Genomic DNA, 17,644 nt, shown 5'->3' on the forward strand with positions numbered 1-17,644 from the left:
TAATTGAAGGTGGGTATTGTTACCATTACTTCACCTTTATTATTTTACTAGTCTCAATTCGAACTCGTTATATCCAAATTGAGTCCAATACTAGCCAATACAATCGGAGGGAAGCCAAAATAAAATGGCATACTGGATGGCATACTCATAAAACCTAAAAAACAAAAACGCCATGCTAATCAATAGCATGGCGTTGAATTCTGGCGGAGGAGGAGAGATTCGAACTCTCGGATGGTTTCCCATCGGCGGTTTTCAAGACCGCTGCCTTCAGCCGCTCGGCCACCCCTCCGCAATGACGTGCACTATAAACATCCTCTCATTGGATGTAAACCCCTAATTTGATCATTCGCTTTAAAAATATACGCCTTTCATACTGTTGGGTGAAAATATCGACATTCTAACGACTTTACTTGGGTTATATCTCGATTTTTGCTAAATTTACGTTCTAATTTTATTTGGGTTGAAAAGAGTATGTTGGTTTTTAATAATCAAGAGATAGAAACAGACGCGCAAGGTTACCTGCTTGATAGCCAACAATGGAGCGAAGAATTAATTCCTTTGCTAGCGCAGCAAGAAGATATTGAAATTACCAATGAACACCTAGAGATTATCCGTTTCGTCAGGAACTTCTATTTGGAATTTAATACCTCACCTGCTATTCGCATGTTGGTTAAAGCAGTTTCTCAACAATTTGGCGAAGAAAAAGGCAATAGCCGCTATCTATACCGGCTATTTCCAAAAGGGCCAGCTAAGCAAGCCACTAAACTTGCTGGCCTGCCAAAACCGGTGAAATGTATTTAATTTTTCACTAATAGCGGACACTAAAGTCCGCTATTGGCTCGGTCTTCCAGTTTTCTGTGAAAAAATGGTCTACTTTTGCTCCCGGTGGTCCCCCAGCTTTTAGCCACTCATCAACAAATTCAATATCTTGCTCTGTTCCGTAAACGGCTAGCTTAACACTGCCATCATCTCGGTTACACACAAAACCTTTTATGCCGTTCTGATTAGCCCAATGATAGGTTTGGTAACGAAACCCAACCCCTTGAACACGACCATAAATATAAAAATATCGACCTGATGCAGTCATGTGAGCCTCCGTTGTCAGAGCATAATGTATTGATACCTTCTTTTTAACAGTTGTTTTTTATTCATTGAACAGATAATCTGCTAAATGAGGCACTGCTTTTCATAGTTGCGTATAAAGACAGTGTATTGCGTTATTAATAATTGTCCATATATTAGCTTGAAAACGCGTAGCACTGCCCATATATAGTTTGAAGTATAAGCAAGGCTTTTAGGAGGTCGCTATGATGATCACCAGTAAATATGGAATCGGGCAACAAGTTAGGCACAAACTTCTCGGCTACTTAGGCGTCGTTGTAGATGTTGACGCTGAGTATTCGCTCGAACAACCACATGATGATGATATTGCCGCTAACAGCACACTACGCGATCTACCTTGGTATCATGTTGTTATGGAAGATGACAATGGGGATGCAGTTCATACATATTTGGCTGAAGCTCAAATTACTTATGAAACCGTAGAAGACCATCCAGAACAACCATCAATGGATGAACTAGCGGAATCCATAAGGTCTCAGTTGCAAGCTCCTCGCCTTCGCAACTAACCTTCAAATATCTATATTGTTATTTATGAACGCAACCGTAAAGCAGCTCACTAGCTGCTTTACTTTTTAACGCTAGAAATACTTTATTTTTCAAGACCTAAAGCGGGTATTTCTTGTTTTGGGCATTTATCCATAACAAACTGTAAACCAGCCTGCAAAGCGATTTGCTGTGCTTCTTCGCTAATCACTCCTTTTTGTAACCACAAAACTTTAGCTTTAATTTCCACAGCTTCTCTGGCCACTCCTACCGCAGCTTCTGCATTACGAAACACATCGACCATATCAATAGGCCCTGGTATATCACTAAGCTTTTCGTATACTAGCTGCCCTAACAAGGTTTGACCTGCCAATTTAGGGCTCACAGGAATAACGGTATAGCCTTGATGTAAAAGATATTCCATGACTTCATAACTCGGCCTATTTGCCTTATCACTCGCTCCCACTAAAGCGATTGTCCGGACACGCTTTAAAATTTCAGCAATTTCTTGATCTCTCATCAAAATATCTCCCAAAACCTATAAACTATTCATTAGCATTATGATATATGTTGTATATCTTTGCTCATTCAATTTTTAAAGATGTCTATCTCGCATCTTATTTAAGGGAATATCATGGAATCAACTACCCGTAAAATTACAGCCTCAAAAAATATTGCTTTGGTTGCCCATGACCACTGTAAACCTTCATTATTATCTTGGACTAAGAAAAATAATGAACGGCTTCAAGCTCACAATTTATACGCAACAGGAACTACAGGCAATTTAATCCACCAGCACACTGGGTTGCCTGTTAAGAGTATGCTAAGTGGCCCAATGGGGGGAGACCAACAAATAGGCTCAATGATTGCGGAGCAAAAAATTGACCTTTTAATTTTCTTCTGGGACCCTCTTAATGCTGTGCCTCATGACCCAGATGTTAAAGCACTACTACGTTTAGCCACCGTTTGGAATATTCCTGTCGCAACCAACTCTGCAACCGCAGATTTTTTAATCACCTCACCCTATTTTGATAATACGATAGACGTCGTTATTCCTGATTACGAAAGCTATTTAACCAAACGAACTAACTAATTCTATCTCTATTAAGCGCCAGAGTATTCTGGCACTTAATAGATCATAATATAGCTTTAAGGTTTCTTTTGTTTTGGAACGCCCAATTGCTTGAGTTCATCGACAAATTCTGACGGTTTTTCTGGGTTATAAAGCAACCAAACTTGCTGCTTAGCCCGTGTTAATGCGACATATAGCAAACGCCTTTCTTCTGCATGGTCAAAATCTTCGGGCTTAGGCAATAATGCTTGCTCAATAACTGATTCGCGCGCAGGAGCAGGGAAACCATCCTTTCCGCTATTCAGCCCACAAATTATCACATGATCTGCTTGCTGCCCTTTTGAGGCATGAATAGTCATAAACTGAATATTTAATTTTGGCCAACGAGTTTTGGCTTTATCTAAAATATTAGGTTTTAAATAATGGTAGCGGGCTAGTACTAATATCGTTTCATCATCAAGGACATAACCACTCATTTTATCCAATAAGCGTTCCAAGGCATCTTCATAAAGAAGAATAACAGATTTTTTATTCCCTTTAGTTAAACTATTCAATGGCTTATCTAACTGCATAGGGTTTTGTAAAATAAACTGATTTGCAACCTCACCAATGCGTTGGTTAAAACGATAAGTCGTGTCTAAAGCGCAAAGTTCCCCAATACCAAAGTTATGTTCAAACGATGTCGTTAAGTCTAATTCTGCACCACTAAACCGGTAAATGGCTTGCCAATCATCTCCAACCGCAAATAATGTGGTTTGCTTATTCTGCTGACGTAGTGCTTGCAGTAACTTCGCCCTGAGAGGTGAAATATCTTGAAACTCATCAACTAAAATATGTTTCCATGGGCTAATAAAACGTCCTTTTTCTAAAATATTAATGGCTTGATGAATTAATCCAGAAAAATCAATTGCACCTTCATCTTTCAAAGCGCTTTTCCATACTTTCAATAGCGGCGCCATTAAACGAATACGTTTTTGAAAAAGATCTCTTATTTCTTCCGACGTATTATCAATCATGTCCTTCTGGCTACCGCCATGCATACGCATTAAACTTAGCCAACGGTCTAAACGGGCAGTGACTTTAGTGCTAATTTTTTCGTCTTTCCAGAATTCACCGTCTGGAATTTCCCATTGCAACTCTTCAGAAAGCCATTCTCGCCATCCTTTTGCCTGCGCTTTCTTTGCTGAACATTGTTCTCGCCATTCGTTTAATAACAGTGTTTGTCGTTTTTGAGTGTCTGTTTCTAACTCGCTAATCACTGGCGATTTTTTGCTACCTTCACGAATGATATGTAGAGCAAGCGCATGGAAAGTTTTAGCTTCAATATCTTGTTGTAAACGTAAATGAATACGCTCATTCATTTCATCTGCAGCTTTACGGCCAAAAGCCAACAAAAGAATTTGTTCTGGTTTTGCCAAACCTCGCAAGATTAGCCAACCCGCTCTTGCAACTAGGACTGATGTTTTACCACTTCCAGCCCCCGCCAGTACTAATACATTATCCTCACCATTAATCACAGATAAGGACTGTGAATAATTGAGTGGTGATGTTTCTACTTGCTGGAAAAAATCGTGATAACGAACTAATACAGACTCACACCAGTGATCGTTAATTTGTTTTCGGCATTCTTGACCACTATTCAGCCAATTCAGACATTCGTGATATTGTGCTGCACAATTTTCATACAATGAAATGCGCGCCAAAGGCATAGGCAGAGACGAAAAGTTTTGTGATATTTTATCTTTTATTTCAGATAGATGACGTAATGTTAGCCACCTGTCTTGTTGTGTCAATTGTTCAATCGAATTAACTAATTCAGTCAATACACAAGCACTGACTTGACTCATTTCAGTGCTCCATTGTTGCCATTTTTCATTCAAATAATGGTAAAAGCGCTGAGTTTGCTTCCATTCAGTACCATGTAAACGAACAACTTGTTCATTCACAATTTCAAATTCTAACTCCCCCCAAACAATCCCTCTCTTACAACGAAGATCGATAAGTTCATTAAATGGGATAAGATATTGGTGGTTTTCACCACTCACTTCAATACCTGCGTTGAGTAAGCGAACCCGATTGTAGGGATGCTGAGCCAGACGCTGTCCAATCTGTGTTGATTTCAGTTCCATACGTCCTGCACCTGAGAAAATCAATGACAAAATACGGTTGGCTTGATTCCAAACGGTTTTTTATTCCTGGCAAACAAGCTATCCTATATAGATTAGGGCTTGTCTTACCTTTGAGGTACTTTGTGTTAACACTGCTTACCAGTTATCGTCGTGTGCTATATAACAGCCATTTTTTATATTATATCCGAATATTTATAGCCCTGACAGGCGCAACCTTAGTGCCGTGGTTGTTAAACCAAGAGCCTAAAATCACCATCCCACTGACATTGGGTGTGGTTGCTGCAGCACTAACTGACTTAGATGATAGGCTAACTGGCAGAATAAAAAATTTAATTATTACACTTTTTTGTTTTTTTATTGCATCAGTTTCTATTGAACTACTTTTTCCCTACCCTTTATTTTTCTTTTTTGGCCTCGCATTTTCTACCTGTGGCTTTATTCTTCTTGGCGCTTTAGGGCAGCGATACGCAACCATCGCATTTGGTGCGCTGTTAATTGCCATTTATACCATGCTCGGCGTACCCATTTTTGATACTTGGTACCAACAACCTGCATTATTACTCACAGGGGCAATTTGGTATAATATTTTAACCTTGATTGGGCATATCTTATTTCCTGTTAGGCCATTACAAGATGCAATAACCCAATGCTATCAGCAACTTTCAGCTTATCTAGATGCAAAAGCCAACTTATTTGACCCTGACTTAGAAGATGACTACCAACGCTCAGTTTATGATTTGGCATTAGTGAACAGTCACTTGGTCAGTACCATGAACCAAGCAAAAATTGCATTACTGAGTCGGTTAAAAGGAGACCGGGGACAAAAAGGTACCCGAAATTCGCTACAATACTATTTTGTTGCCCAAGATATTCACGAGCGAGCAAGCTCATCTCATATACAATATCAACAACTTAGCCGTACTTTACGTCATTGTGATATTTTATTTCGTTTCCAACGCCTATTAACTATGCAAGCGAGAGCCTGCCAGCAAGTTGCTCAATCTGTTTTATGGCGTAAACAATACCAACATAACCCTCGTTTTGAGCGTACTTTCACTTACATTGAAAAATCGCTACAGCTACTAAAACAGCAATCGCCTGAGCTTCATGAAATTAAGGCCCTATATAACTTACTTAAAAACTTAAAAGGAATTGACGTCCAACTGAAAGGCCTAAGCCTTGAGCAGAGTTCATGGCAGCAAAATAATAAACAAATAGAACAGTTATCTGACGAATCGTTATCAGGTATTAGTGATATTATTTCGCGAGTTAAGCACCATTTAACACCAAAATCCTCTTTATTTCGCCATGCAGTAAGAATGTCAATTCTCCTTTGTACTGGCTATATCATCATCCAACTATTTGATATGGAAAGAGGATATTGGATATTACTCACGAGTTTATTTGTATGCCAACCAAACTACAGTGCCACTAAACGGCGCTTAGCCCTTCGCATAATAGGAACTATCGTTGGTATTCTTATTGGCTTACCTTTGCTGAATTTAATCCCCTCAATGGAAGGGCAACTTACGCTAATCGTTATTTCTGGTTTACTGTTTTTTATGTTTCGCAGTAGTCAATATGCCCAAGCAACATTATTTATCACACTTCTCGTTTTGTTTTGTTTTAACCTACTGGGCGAAGGGTTTGATGTTGCACTTCCACGGATCATTGACACATTAATTGGTTGTTTTATTGCATTACTTGCAGTGAGTTTTATTTGGCCAGACTGGAAATTCCGCCAACTTCCCCAAGTCATTCAAAAAACTATGGATAGCAACTGCCGCTATTTAGATGCTATTTTACAACAATACTATCAAGGTAAAGACAACCGCCTTGAGTACCGAATTGCACGTAGAGATGCACATAATAATGATGCAGAGTTCGCTTCTATTGTGTCCAATATGGCTTCTGACCCTAAGTCTTATCGAATCACCCAAGAACAAGCTTTTCGCCTACTCTGCTTAAACCATACCTTACTCAGTTATATTTCTGCATTAGGCGCACATCGTGAAAAAATGCAAAATGAAGGTAACCTTTCATTACTCAACGACGCAATTTGCTATGTTGAATCGTCGTTACAAATCACCACCATTGACCCACTAGTTATTGATAAAAAATCAGATGAGCTTCGCCATAGTTTATTAAACCGAATAGATAACATTTCAACTAGTGATGACGAAAAAACGTTACTTATCATGGAACAAACTAAGTTATTACTCGAATTAATCCCTGAGATAAAACAGATAATTCGAACCATTAGTGCATCATAAATATACCGATGAGCGGGTATTAAAACTCTAAATACCCGCCCATTTCATATCGCGTAATGTAATATTAATTCTAATAATAACAGTCGCTTTCCGCAGGTTTAGGCTGACGTCAACTCAAAACTATTATACCAAGCAATTAACTCTTGTTTGATATCCTTGGGTAAAACAGCACTATGACACCCTTCTATTGCAGCAGCTAAGCCAATGAGTAACTTAATACTTGGGTTATTCCTACCATGTTTTTTTAGCTTCATAAAACAAGCCTTTGCCCCCATCATACGCAGCTCATCAACATGCGATACCCCGATTTTCCCTAGTGCGCGCTCAACCGACATATTCATATTAGGCAAATCTTTTATACGCATAGTCATTGATTGCTTTTGTTTTAATTCCTCGATAGCTGAACGGTACGCCAACTCAATATATTGGAGAAACAAGGACTCGTCATGCCAAACTTGTTCCGAAAGTAGATAGTAGCGCATTTCTAATGGAATGCCTTTTTTACTATAAACTAACCGATTAAACCCTAACGCTTCAAAGTGACTTCTTGCCACTAAGCAGCCACGCAAATAAAAACAACCATCGAGTACCAACCCTACAATGGCATCATCGACTAATAGACAAAATCCACCAAAATGATTTTTACGTTTTAGCTCGCCAAACTGACTTAACAAACGAGATAAATAAAAAATTTTTTCTTCTTCTAACAACATTACCAAACTCCTTTTTGGGTATGCTCAATTTTCATCCTTGAGAAAAATAATTTTATAACTTCTTTTTTTACAGATAATTACGCATAACTAATTTTGAGAGCTTCCATAAAAAATGCCAAGAAGAATGCAGAAAAAAACAACAAAGTTGCGAAGCGCTTTGAAAAAATAGTCTTGATATTGGATGGATATACAGTTACTGTATGTTCATACAGCATTGTAACGAGGTAAATTATGAGCATCTATTCTTGGAACAACTCAACAGAACATTCTCTTAATAATTACGCACAATCAATCCCTGCGACAGGGCTTACTAACAGCTCTATGCAACAAGGTATGGTGAGCGAGCTTGTTTACGATGAAAAACACCCTATTATGGATTACATTTTGTTGCCAATGCTTCGTCAGTTTGGGGTTCAATCACGCTGGTTGCTCTGGTTAAGCCCTAATAAGAAACTCAGTAAGCATTGGTTAGAACAATCAGGAATACCAACTCATAAAGTTATGCAATTAAACCATATGGAAGATATCACTACGATTGGCGCCATGGAAAAAGCACTAAGAAGTGGTAATTACAGTGTGGTTTTAGGGTGGCTACCTGAAATAAGCGAGCAAGATTTTGTTCGCTTGCAATACGCAGCTCAAGAAGGCCGTTCTATCGGTTTAATTATGCGCCCACAGAAAACGTTTAATATGATTAATACACTAGCAGGACAGCCAAACCACTTAAAAATTCATTCAAATCATTACCACTAGCCAAGATTAAGAATTTTCTTACTAAATTTAACCTTTAGAAATATTTTCCTCTAAAGTTAAATTAAATGTATTGTAGATCAATCAGATAGATAAAAAATAATCATTACAGAAAATATACATATCTCTCTGATTTATACACTAAAAAAATACTTTTTTTAACGATTATTGCTCACTCTACTTGTATCTTTTTAAGTTCGTTGTAGACTTTAGCTTGTTCGGCTTATGGCATTATTTTTTACTTTTATTATTTTTTTGTAGATAATGTCTGCGAAACCTAGCAAGTAAATTAAACCAATGGCATATAATAAGGCTCAGCGAAGCCAAGCCAATATTGGATGATAACGAGGCGTAAAAATGAAAAAAACAGCTATCGCAGTAGCAGTGGCAGTAGCAGCTTTTGCAACCGTTGCACAAGCAGCTCCAAAAGATAACACTTGGTATACCGGTGCTAAATTAGGTTGGTCTCACTATGAAGACACTAGCCTGAATCCAGCAAAAACTGGTACAGACTATGCAGGTTGGGGCACTGTTGGTAACAGCACTGACCGTGACACAATCGGTGCAGGTGCCTACGCTGGTTACCAATATAACCAATACTTAGGCTTCGAGCTTGGCTATGATTGGTTCGGTAAAATGAAATACAAAGGCGCTGGTAACAGCGGTGACCTGAAATCTATGGGTGTTTCATTAACTACCAAATTAAGCTATCCAATCATGGATGACTTAGATGTTTACACTCGTTTAGGTGGTATGGTTTACCGTACAGAAGCTAAAGCTCACCAAAATGGCCAACGTTTCAAAGAAACTGACACTGGCGTTGCACCTGTATACGCATTAGGTCTTGAGTATGCAATCACTCCAGAGTGGGCTACTCGTTTAGACTACCAATGGGTTAGCAACTTAGGTGATAAAGACAACATCGGTACTCGTCCAGACAACGGCATGCTGAGCGTTGGTGTTGCATACCGTTTCGGTCAAGCTGATGCTCCAGTTGTTGCTCCAGCTCCAGTTGTTGAGCCAGCAGCTCCAGTTGTTGAAAACAAACGTTTCACACTGCGTTCAGACGTTCTGTTTAACTTCAACAAAGCATCTCTGAAACCAGAAGGTCAGCAAGCTCTGAATGAACTGTACAACGAACTGAGCAGCATCGACCCAACTCAAGGTCGCGTACTGGTAGTTGGTTTCACTGACCGTATCGGTTCACAAAACTACAACCTGCCACTGTCACAGAAACGTGCTCAGTCAGTAGTTGACTACTTAGTATCTAAAGGCGTTCCAGCTAGCGCAATCGCTGCAGAAGGCCGTGGTAAAGAAGATCCAGTAACTGGTAACAAATGTGACAACGTTAAAGGCCGTGCAGCTCTGATCGAGTGTTTAGCGCCAGACCGTCGCGTTGAAATCGAAATCCAAGGTACAACTGAAGTTGTAACTCAGCCAGGTGCTTAATTCTTAGCCCTAGTTTGAATTTCGAACTGAAATACAAAAACCCCAATTAATATTGGGGTTTTTTATTACTAAAAATAATAGACACGATACAAAAATTCATTTTTAAAATTAAACTTCCCGCAATCATGTCATATAGCTTGAATTACCAGCACGGATCCTCACAGATCTTCATTAATTATCTTTTTCCTTTGGTGTTCCAAGGATCGCTTGCAAATCTTGTTTTAATGAGCTCATTTGGCTTTCATATTTATCTTTGTGTTCCGCATCTTCAATCAACTGAATAATAGTTTCAGACAACGTTTTATTACGCTTCACAGCAAGATTAGACAAACGCTGCCATACTGAAAAATTTAAATCTATTGATTTCTTACGTGTATGTGGATGCTCGGCATTGAAATGACGCTTACGCCTCGCCCGAATACTCTGTTTCATTCGGTTATCAAGCTCTGGATTCATATGCTGAGTGATCCACTTTAGTACATCAACCGGTCTATTTTCCATTTTTAGCAGCAAGTCTATGGCTTCTTTTTCTGCGCTTCTTTCTATATAGCGGGTAATTGCTTCGCCACCTCTTGCTTTATTGACGAGGTATTCCCATTTCCAGCCACATTCAAGATTTTCAAGCTGCTGATATTTCATAATTTTTCCTGAAGAAAATTGAACCTATTTTTATATTAGCAAGATTATAAACAAAATACTCATGCAGATATTCGATTTAGTGGAATATTCACTTTTTCAATAAAGAAGGTAAGCCTACCTTGTAAAAATAGTGTACAATCCGCTCCTATCTGTTAACAAATTAATAAAACTGCATGTCCACATTTGAATACATACTCGTCATCTATGGGATTGGCGGTGTATGCGCAATGCTATTTACCCTACTCGTAACAAAAGATCCAAACTTTTTTATGCGCCTACTGAGCGCCATACTTATTGGCTTAACTTGGCCAATGACACTACCCATTGTATTTATGTTTTCGTTATTCTAGTCGATAATTCAACAATTATTGCTGCAAGATTGCCTATCAAAGGCTAATATAACAAGCTTGCCCATTGGGTAATGAATTAGCCTGAAATTTGTTTATAAAACAAACAATGCTATTTAGCAAATTTATTAAATAAACCTTTTTCAGGCATATACGCCCAGCTTACTGGCAGGCATTTTATTTATAACTCTATTAATAGCAGATAATTATAGTGATCAGTCAAGAACTAACATGGCAAGGCCTAATTCCTAACTTATCGTCATTTCAGACGAAATTTGTATCTTCAGAAACGTTGACCCCTGCAATTTTATCAGACATTCAGCCTAGGCTATCTGATGGCATACAACATTTTGTTGATGAATTTGCCCAAACGCGCTTTATGTTTATCAAGTCTGATGAAAGTGAGACATATCTTAGCCTTTATGCTAATGCAATTACCCCATTACTGGCAGAGATAAATACTATTGATGGTGACTATCAATTATCTGAAGATAACCGCGTTTTCCAGTGGGAAAATGGTGTTACAAGCCGTTTTTCTTCTCGTGATAAAATCGCTTACCGTAATTGGATAGAACCCGAACAATTATTTGGCTATGTTACCCCTTCCTTGAATTTAGTCCCAGGCTTACTTCACCAAATCAATGGTGGCATATTAGTTATCGCTGCTAGCACATTAATTAATCAACCTTTAATGTGGGCTCGCCTAAAAAATATGGTTAACCGTCAACAGCTTGAATGGCTGCCTTATTCGGATAATCAACCTTTACCCATTGAAATTGAGCCACAGCCTTTAGAACTTAAAGTCATAATTGTTGGTGACCGACTCGCTCTAGAAGAATTTGAATTTACATCACCAGAGTTATTTAGCTGCGCTATTTATGGCGAATATGAGCCTGTTATGTTCTTCGAAGATGAAGAACAATTGGCCTTATGGATGCGTTATATTAAATCCATTATTGATTCCAATAAATTACCGAATATTTCTCCTGATGGGTGGCTTCCTTTTATCCAACAAGCTGTACGTTACTGTGAGGATAAATTTAATCTTCCTCTTGATAATCTTTGGTTAGTTCGCTCCCTTGTAGATGCCAGCCATTACCATGTCAACCATTTGCTCACTCAAGAGTCATTTAACCAAGCTAACGAAAATCGCCAATGGCGCCATAGTTTCCTAGCAGAACGTACTCAAGATGATATTTTGCAAGAACAGATCTTTGTTAAAACCGAAGGCGAAGTTATCGGCCAAGTTAATGGTTTATCTGTTTTGCAATACCCAGGGCACCCTGACGCTATTGGTGAACCTTCTCGAATTACCTGTGTCGCCCATTTAGGTGATGGCGAATTCACTGACGTAGAACGCAAAGCAGAGTTAGGTGGTAATATCCATGCCAAAGGCATGATGATCATGCAAGCCTATTTAAATTACGAGCTTAAATTAGAGCAACCTCAACCTTTCTCAGCCTCTATCGTCTTTGAGCAATCTTATGGTGAAGTTGATGGTGATAGCGCATCACTCGCAGAGCTGTGCGCTTTAATTAGTGCATTAGCACTACAGCCTATTGACCAGCAAATTGCTATCACTGGTGCGGTTGACCAATTTGGCTATGTCCAACCTATTGGTGGGGTGAATGAGAAAATTGAAGGTTTCTTTGATATCTGTGAAAAACGCGGGTTAACTGGCAACCAAGGTGTCATCATCCCAATGGCAAATGTCCGCCATTTATGCACCAAATCTGCTGTCGTTGAAGCCGTAAAAGAAGGCCAATTCCATATTTGGCCCGTTGAACATGTCGCCCAAGCCATTACTTTACTCACTAAACAACCTTACTTTGAACAGCAAGCTGAAGAGGAAAATGTACACCTGTTAGCTTTAATTCAAGAACGCATTAATCAAGCAAATTCACCGGATAAGGCTAGACTTCCTTGGTTCTTAAAATGGATGAGTTAAGTAAAGATTGCGTAAAAAATAGCAGATCGGAGTTGTTCAGCGTACAAGTGTAAGCTATCCTGTAGCCCTACACATAATAAAGGCTATCTTAAGAACATGGTTGATAAACGCGGATCCTACACAAAAGATGATTTAATTGCTTCTGGTAAAGGCGAATTATTTGGAGAAAATGGTCCTCCACTGCCATCAGGAAACATGTTGATGATGGATCGCATCGTCAGTATGACTGAAGATGGTGGCACATTTAATAAAGGTTATGTGGAAGCTGAACTGGATATTAATCCAGACCTTTGGTTCTTTGGCTGCCACTTTACAAACGACCCTGTCATGCCTGGCTGTTTAGGCCTAGATGCCATGTGGCAGTTAGTTGGCTTCTATCTTGGCTGGCTTGGCGGTGAAGGAAAAGGACGTGCTTTAGGCGTTGGCGAAGTTAAATTTACAGGCCAAGTCCTCCCTACTGCGAAGAAAGTCACTTACCGCATCAGCTTTAAACGCGTGATCAACCGTAAGCTGATCATGGGGTTAGCAGACGGTGAAGTCTTAGTTGATGGTAAATTAATTTATACTGCAACAGACTTAAAAGTGGGTCTTTTTAAAGACACGAGCGCATTCTAAGCTTTGAAATGCAAACCTCCGCAATGGCGGAGGTTCTTAAATTGATTGATATCTTTAACTTAAAAACCCGAAAATACTCAAATAAACGAGTACAGGCTATTTAACCTAAAAGATTAAAAGAATGTGGGGGTTACACTACCGCTATGGTTCGATCCTCCATCGCCTTTCGCCAACCACCTAGCCAATGCGACCGAGCATCTACTGCTTGATATGGGCACAGTTCTTTAGAGCGCCCTGCTAAACCTGCTTGATAACCTCTTGATAAAGCTCTTTCTAAACGGTCTCGCTTCTGTCTTTTCATGCCTTACTTCCCTCATCATTTAAATGGAAAAGAAAACAGCACCTACTATTTTTTAATAGGTACACTATAGAAATAGCGCCCGTTGATAAAAAAATCAAGTAAAGATTTTCATATATTTGTCATAAATAGCATAAATGTGACTTGTATGTGGCAATTAATATAATCTATTGATTTTAATCATAAATAAAAATATCCTTTTATTTATCATCATATTAGAGAACAAAAGAATTTATCATTCACTAATATATAAATTAAAAAGATATCTATATTTAATAAAAATAATAATGCACCTAAAATATATAAACCATATATATTAAAGGTGCATTTAATATAAAATACTTAGGTAATAACTAGTATTTATCTATCTCTTTCGCAATACTCTCAGCCACTTGCTGCCAGCCCATCGATAACGTACGGACCAACTCCGGGTAACCATCTTCATTTTGATCTAATTGCACATCAAAATTACGGCGGATCACGTTGTTATTATGAGAGTAAGTCCAAAAGCCTTGAACTAATACTTTACCGTCATACCGCCCATTAAAGGCCGTTAAAGTGATATCGAGCGTATCCGGCGAGTTTTGTAATGGCTGCAAAGAAACTAGTTTTTCAGGTAATGCCGCAGATAATTCTCTCACCATCGACTGCCCAAGCTGTTGTTCTAATGGGCTAGCCCATAAGTGTGTACTCGCATTGGTATAACTGACATCTGTCGTTTGGTAAGTAATACCATTTGACGTCAATACATCCGATAACATGATGCGCTGTAACCATACTTGGCCTTTATCCATCACCTCTGCAGATTGTGTCTGAGGAGTTTTCATTGGCAATTGATAGTACTTTTTCTCAGGAGTACTACTACAAGCCGCCAACAATAAAACAAATATCGATAATAAATATCTCATTATTTTTTCACTCCTTTAGGCTCAACATCCTTCGTTGGCTCAGCTTCAAAAACTAATGCGTTACTCTTATTATTTAAAGTACGTAAAAGTGGCTGAACTTCTCTCAATACTTGGTCTAAACGCTGCATGTTATCCACCATTTTATTATAGGCTGGTGAACCAGGTTGGAAACCTTGCATTGCACGGTTCATTTCTTGCAGTGTTTTTTGCAAGTCATGAGGTAAATTTTGGAACTCTTTACTCGCCATCACTTTGTTGAGCTGTGCCAACATGGCATTAGCTTCTTTAACAACTTTCTGCCCTTCTGCCAATGTTTGTGTGGTTTGATTAAGCATTGGTTCAATTGGCATATTGTTAATTTTATCTAACACTGCAATGACTTTTTGTTGAATTTGCGCTAACCCTGCACTGGTTGTCGGGATAATTTTATAACCAGCAACTACAGTTGGGCCTTTATAAGGCTCTGCATTTTGCACAAAATCCAAATCAACAAATAATGCGCCAGTTAGCAAGTTTCCTGATTTTAATGATGCCCTTAAGCCATCTTTCAAGGCTAAATTTAATTCATTTTTCAAATTAAAATTCTTACCGACATCTTTAGAGAAACGCTCTGGCTCAATGTGAATCAAAACCGGAATTCTAAAGTCATTATCCAGTGATTGGTCTAAACCTTCCGTATAAAAAGGCACTTGTGCAACGGTACCTAAACGAATACCACGGAACTCTACTGGCGCTCCGGGTTGCAGGCCTCGCACTGAGTCTGAGAAAAACAAAACAAAATCTTGATACTGCGTATACAAGGAATTTTGAATACTACTTTGGTTATCAAACAGTTGGAATTCAGTATTTTCCTTCACATTTGCACCTGGAACCCACCCTGTTGGAACATCAAAACTCACACCACCGGTCAGTAATGTGGCTATTGAGCCCATTTCAACGTGAACACCTTGGGATGACATATCAAAAGCAATACCGCTGTCTTTCCAGAAACGTACATTTGAACTAATCAATTTGTCATAAGGCGCATTGATAAATAATTGGTAGCGCATATCACGCTTGTCCATATCAAAGTCACTAGTTTCAACAGAACCAACTCGGTAACCACGGAATAAAACTGGGTCACCTGGGTTTAGTTGCCCTGCCTTATCGCTCACCAATACAACACGAATTCCCTTAGCATCTGGTGATGCAAGAGGCGGAGTATCCAATAAGGTGAACTCGAAATGTTCTTTTGCCGCTAACCCCGGTTGAAGCTCAATGTAAGCACCTGAAAGTAATGTGCCAAGCCCAGTGACGCCATCACGCCCAATTGTCGGTTTTACAATCCAAAACGCGGAATCGGTACGCAACAATTCTTTCATTTCATTATTCAAGCGCGCTTTAATAATCACTCGACTAAAGTTGTCATCAAGTGTCACGCTTTCTACAACGCCAATATCAACGCTGCGACTTTTAATTTTCGTTTTACCCGCTTCTATTCCTTCAGCATTGTAAGTGATTAATGTCACTTCAGGGCCTTGGTTGCTAAAGTGGTAAAATAAAACCCAAGCACCAAGCAAGAGCGTCACTATTGGGATCACCCATACAGGCGACCAACTTTTTAGCTTGCTAATTTTGGCATTGGCCTGCGGTGTTTCTTTTTCAGTCACCCGATGACTCCTTCTTGTTCAACAGTATTTACTGCATTTTTTCTTTCACAGCGATCCCAAGTTAATCTAGGGTCAAAGGTCATCGCTGCAAACATTGTGAGAATAACAACCACACCAAAGAAAATAATCCCCATCGCAGGGACAATATTCATCAACTGCCCCATTTGAACCAAAGAGGCTAAAATAGTGATAACAAATACATCTATCATTGACCAACGACCAACATATTCCACCAACTCATAAATAAAATGCATACGATGTGGGTCACGATTACCGTACCCCTTGGAATCTAGGCAAAGCCATGCAATTCCTATCATTTTCAATGTAGGCACCATGATACTGGCCACAAAAATCACCATGGCAACAGGGTATGACCCGTCTTCCCACAACAAAATGACTCCGTCAATAATGGTCGAGTTTAATGCGGTTCCCAACGTATTTGTGGTCATCATTGGCAGTACGTTAGCAGGGATATACAACATAATTGATGTCACTAAAAGTGCCAAAGTCCATTGTAAACTTTGGTTTTTCCGTACACTACCATGGGAGTGACAACGTGGGCATTTTGATTGTTCGGCAGGTAAAATCGCCGTACACACAAGACATAAACGTACATCTTGTTTAATACCCGTCTGGCCCACGATTAACGGCTTATCTAATTTCGGAGCCGCTTCAATTCGGTTCCATAGCCAGTGACGATCTAAGCATTGAAAAGCCCTTACTTGCAGCATGCAGTACGCGCAATAAGGTAAAAAGCTTAACCCGATGCCAATATCGCCGTAAGCTATCAATTTAACAAAACTGACTAAGACCCCCGCTAGAAAGATCTCAGCCATACACCACGCTTTCATTTGGAACAGTATACGGGTGATCACCACTTTAATACCTTTAGGAATATGAACTTGCAACCCTAAAAGGATAATGGTGACCATACAAAATGCAGGAATAATCAATGAAAAGAATAGAAAAAATAGTGCCAGACCGCTATAACGCGTGGTTGCTATAATTTCAATGATTTGGAATAGTGAAATTTCATTTTCAATCCCTGCGGCGCCCATCTTAACAAAAGGGAACAAGCAGGCAACAAACAGCATAATTAATGCACTGAATGCATATGCTGCCGGCTGCTTATACGGATATCGCCACTTTGAGACCAATGTGGTTTCGCAGCGTGGACACGTTGCCTTGCTCCCTTGTTCCAACTCAGGAACTGCAACCAACATGTCACACTGAGGACAAAGCACATGTT

18 protein-coding genes and 1 tRNA gene are annotated in these 17,644 nt (G+C 39.3%); 9 read left to right on the forward strand and 10 right to left on the reverse strand.

Features of this window, described 5'->3' with window-relative positions; translation table 11 throughout:
- Positions 1-201 precede the first annotated feature (201 nt).
- Positions 202-289: transfer RNA gene (locus P3L40_RS14750), tRNA-Ser, on the reverse strand.
- 182 nt (positions 290-471) lie between these two features.
- On the opposite strand from P3L40_RS14750, the gene P3L40_RS14755 reads away from it, so the two are divergent.
- Complete coding sequence (locus P3L40_RS14755; RefSeq protein WP_004256090.1) at positions 472-801, forward strand: TusE/DsrC/DsvC family sulfur relay protein; 330 nt, start codon at positions 472-474, stop codon at positions 799-801.
- Between the two features lie 7 nt (positions 802-808).
- Here the strand turns inward: P3L40_RS14755 and P3L40_RS14760 are convergent, their stop codons facing one another.
- On the reverse strand, positions 809-1,087 hold the full coding sequence (locus tag P3L40_RS14760) for an acylphosphatase (protein WP_004256093.1): 279 nt from the start codon (positions 1,085-1,087) through the stop codon (positions 809-811).
- Between the two features lie 220 nt (positions 1,088-1,307).
- Between P3L40_RS14760 and hspQ the strand changes: the two genes are divergently transcribed.
- Positions 1,308-1,628: a heat shock protein HspQ gene (gene hspQ / locus P3L40_RS14765; protein ID WP_004256095.1), complete on the forward strand. Its 321-nt coding sequence runs from the start codon at positions 1,308-1,310 to the stop codon at positions 1,626-1,628.
- Between the two features lie 83 nt (positions 1,629-1,711).
- Here hspQ and P3L40_RS14770 read toward each other — a convergent pair whose 3' ends face one another.
- On the reverse strand, positions 1,712-2,125 hold the full coding sequence (locus P3L40_RS14770) for a CoA-binding protein (RefSeq protein ID WP_004256099.1): 414 nt from the start codon (positions 2,123-2,125) through the stop codon (positions 1,712-1,714).
- 114 nt (positions 2,126-2,239) lie between these two features.
- On the opposite strand from P3L40_RS14770, the gene P3L40_RS14775 reads away from it, so the two are divergent.
- A complete protein-coding gene (locus P3L40_RS14775) occupies positions 2,240-2,698 on the forward strand; it encodes a methylglyoxal synthase (RefSeq protein ID WP_110591470.1) in 459 nt (152 codons plus the stop codon).
- A gap of 56 nt (positions 2,699-2,754) precedes the next feature.
- Here the strand turns inward: P3L40_RS14775 and helD are convergent, their stop codons facing one another.
- Positions 2,755-4,806 (reverse strand): DNA helicase IV, encoded by a 2,052-nt coding sequence (gene helD, locus P3L40_RS14780; RefSeq protein ID WP_136134711.1) that lies wholly within the window; start codon positions 4,804-4,806, stop codon positions 2,755-2,757.
- Between the two features lie 122 nt (positions 4,807-4,928).
- Here helD and yccS point away from each other — a divergent pair, with 122 nt between their 5' ends.
- Positions 4,929-7,079, forward strand: a complete 2,151-nt coding sequence (gene yccS / locus P3L40_RS14785) for a YccS family putative transporter (RefSeq protein ID WP_172767335.1) — start codon at positions 4,929-4,931, stop codon at positions 7,077-7,079.
- A 98-nt stretch (positions 7,080-7,177) separates the two neighbouring features.
- On the opposite strand, the gene P3L40_RS14790 is transcribed toward yccS, so the two are convergent.
- The gene (locus P3L40_RS14790) at positions 7,178-7,792 is read right to left on the reverse strand and encodes a TfoX/Sxy family DNA transformation protein (protein ID WP_136134709.1); all 615 of its coding nucleotides are present in this window, start codon (positions 7,790-7,792) and stop codon (positions 7,178-7,180) included.
- A gap of 231 nt (positions 7,793-8,023) precedes the next feature.
- On the opposite strand from P3L40_RS14790, the gene sulA reads away from it, so the two are divergent.
- Together sulA and ompA are read left to right on the forward strand one after the other, a co-directional pair.
- Entirely contained in the window at positions 8,024-8,545 is a 522-nt protein-coding gene (gene sulA, locus P3L40_RS14795; RefSeq protein WP_036957904.1) for an SOS-induced cell division inhibitor SulA, read from the forward strand.
- A 354-nt stretch (positions 8,546-8,899) separates the two neighbouring features.
- On the forward strand, positions 8,900-9,991 hold the full coding sequence (gene ompA, locus P3L40_RS14800; RefSeq protein ID WP_004256113.1) for a porin OmpA: 1,092 nt from the start codon (positions 8,900-8,902) through the stop codon (positions 9,989-9,991).
- Positions 9,992-10,162: 171 nt separating this feature from the next.
- On the opposite strand, the gene matP is transcribed toward ompA, so the two are convergent.
- The gene (matP, locus tag P3L40_RS14805) at positions 10,163-10,630 is read right to left on the reverse strand and encodes a macrodomain Ter protein MatP (RefSeq protein ID WP_004256123.1); all 468 of its coding nucleotides are present in this window, start codon (positions 10,628-10,630) and stop codon (positions 10,163-10,165) included.
- Between the two features lie 173 nt (positions 10,631-10,803).
- Between matP and P3L40_RS14810 the strand changes: the two genes are divergently transcribed.
- The 3 genes from P3L40_RS14810 to fabA all read left to right on the forward strand — a co-directional run bounded on the left by P3L40_RS14810 (position 10,804) and on the right by fabA (position 13,540).
- Positions 10,804-10,980, forward strand: coding sequence for a GhoT/OrtT family toxin (locus P3L40_RS14810; protein WP_071585857.1), 177 nt, complete (start codon positions 10,804-10,806; stop codon positions 10,978-10,980).
- 208 nt (positions 10,981-11,188) lie between these two features.
- Complete coding sequence (locus P3L40_RS14815; RefSeq protein ID WP_136134707.1) at positions 11,189-12,925, forward strand: Lon protease family protein; 1,737 nt, start codon at positions 11,189-11,191, stop codon at positions 12,923-12,925.
- Positions 12,926-13,021: 96 nt separating this feature from the next.
- Positions 13,022-13,540, forward strand: a complete 519-nt coding sequence (gene fabA, locus P3L40_RS14820; protein WP_004256129.1) for a bifunctional 3-hydroxydecanoyl-ACP dehydratase/trans-2-decenoyl-ACP isomerase — start codon at positions 13,022-13,024, stop codon at positions 13,538-13,540.
- A 130-nt stretch (positions 13,541-13,670) separates the two neighbouring features.
- Here the strand turns inward: fabA and rmf are convergent, their stop codons facing one another.
- From rmf to pqiA, 4 genes are all read right to left on the reverse strand, one after another.
- Entirely contained in the window at positions 13,671-13,841 is a 171-nt protein-coding gene (gene rmf, locus P3L40_RS14825; protein WP_004256131.1) for a ribosome modulation factor, read from the reverse strand.
- A gap of 350 nt (positions 13,842-14,191) precedes the next feature.
- Positions 14,192-14,746, reverse strand: a complete 555-nt coding sequence (pqiC, locus tag P3L40_RS14830) for a membrane integrity-associated transporter subunit PqiC (protein WP_004256133.1) — start codon at positions 14,744-14,746, stop codon at positions 14,192-14,194.
- The gene (gene pqiB, locus P3L40_RS14835) at positions 14,746-16,395 is read right to left on the reverse strand and encodes an intermembrane transport protein PqiB (protein ID WP_004256135.1); all 1,650 of its coding nucleotides are present in this window, start codon (positions 16,393-16,395) and stop codon (positions 14,746-14,748) included. Before pqiB ends, pqiC begins: the two co-directional genes overlap by 1 nt.
- Positions 16,392-17,618, reverse strand: a complete 1,227-nt coding sequence (gene pqiA / locus P3L40_RS14840) for a membrane integrity-associated transporter subunit PqiA (RefSeq protein WP_004256137.1) — start codon at positions 17,616-17,618, stop codon at positions 16,392-16,394. The genes pqiB and pqiA overlap by 4 nt, the downstream gene beginning before the upstream one ends.
- Positions 17,619-17,644: the final 26 nt, after the last annotated feature.

This window comes from Providencia sp. PROV040 (assembly GCF_032706145.1).
Lineage (GTDB): Bacteria > Pseudomonadota > Gammaproteobacteria > Enterobacterales > Enterobacteriaceae > Providencia > Providencia hangzhouensis.

Coding starts and splice junctions, on each gene's coding strand:
- hspQ (WP_004256095.1), top strand. CDS start 1,308: ATGATGATCACCAGTAAATATGGAATCGGGCAACAAGTTAGGCACAAA.
- matP (WP_004256123.1), bottom strand. CDS start 10,630: ATGAAATATCAGCAGCTTGAAAATCTTGAATGTGGCTGGAAATGGGAA.
- P3L40_RS14775 (WP_110591470.1), top strand. CDS start 2,240: ATGGAATCAACTACCCGTAAAATTACAGCCTCAAAAAATATTGCTTTG.
- pqiC (WP_004256133.1), bottom strand. CDS start 14,746: ATGAGATATTTATTATCGATATTTGTTTTATTGTTGGCGGCTTGTAGT.
- ompA (WP_004256113.1), top strand. CDS start 8,900: ATGAAAAAAACAGCTATCGCAGTAGCAGTGGCAGTAGCAGCTTTTGCA.
- fabA (WP_004256129.1), top strand. CDS start 13,022: ATGGTTGATAAACGCGGATCCTACACAAAAGATGATTTAATTGCTTCT.
- P3L40_RS14810 (WP_071585857.1), top strand. CDS start 10,804: ATGTCCACATTTGAATACATACTCGTCATCTATGGGATTGGCGGTGTA.
- pqiA (WP_004256137.1), bottom strand. CDS start 17,618: ATGTTGGTTGCAGTTCCTGAGTTGGAACAAGGGAGCAAGGCAACGTGT.
- rmf (WP_004256131.1), bottom strand. CDS start 13,841: ATGAAAAGACAGAAGCGAGACCGTTTAGAAAGAGCTTTATCAAGAGGT.
- P3L40_RS14755 (WP_004256090.1), top strand. CDS start 472: ATGTTGGTTTTTAATAATCAAGAGATAGAAACAGACGCGCAAGGTTAC.
- P3L40_RS14770 (WP_004256099.1), bottom strand. CDS start 2,125: ATGAGAGATCAAGAAATTGCTGAAATTTTAAAGCGTGTCCGGACAATC.
- P3L40_RS14760 (WP_004256093.1), bottom strand. CDS start 1,087: ATGACTGCATCAGGTCGATATTTTTATATTTATGGTCGTGTTCAAGGG.
- sulA (WP_036957904.1), top strand. CDS start 8,024: ATGAGCATCTATTCTTGGAACAACTCAACAGAACATTCTCTTAATAAT.
- helD (WP_136134711.1), bottom strand. CDS start 4,806: ATGGAACTGAAATCAACACAGATTGGACAGCGTCTGGCTCAGCATCCC.
- P3L40_RS14790 (WP_136134709.1), bottom strand. CDS start 7,792: ATGTTGTTAGAAGAAGAAAAAATTTTTTATTTATCTCGTTTGTTAAGT.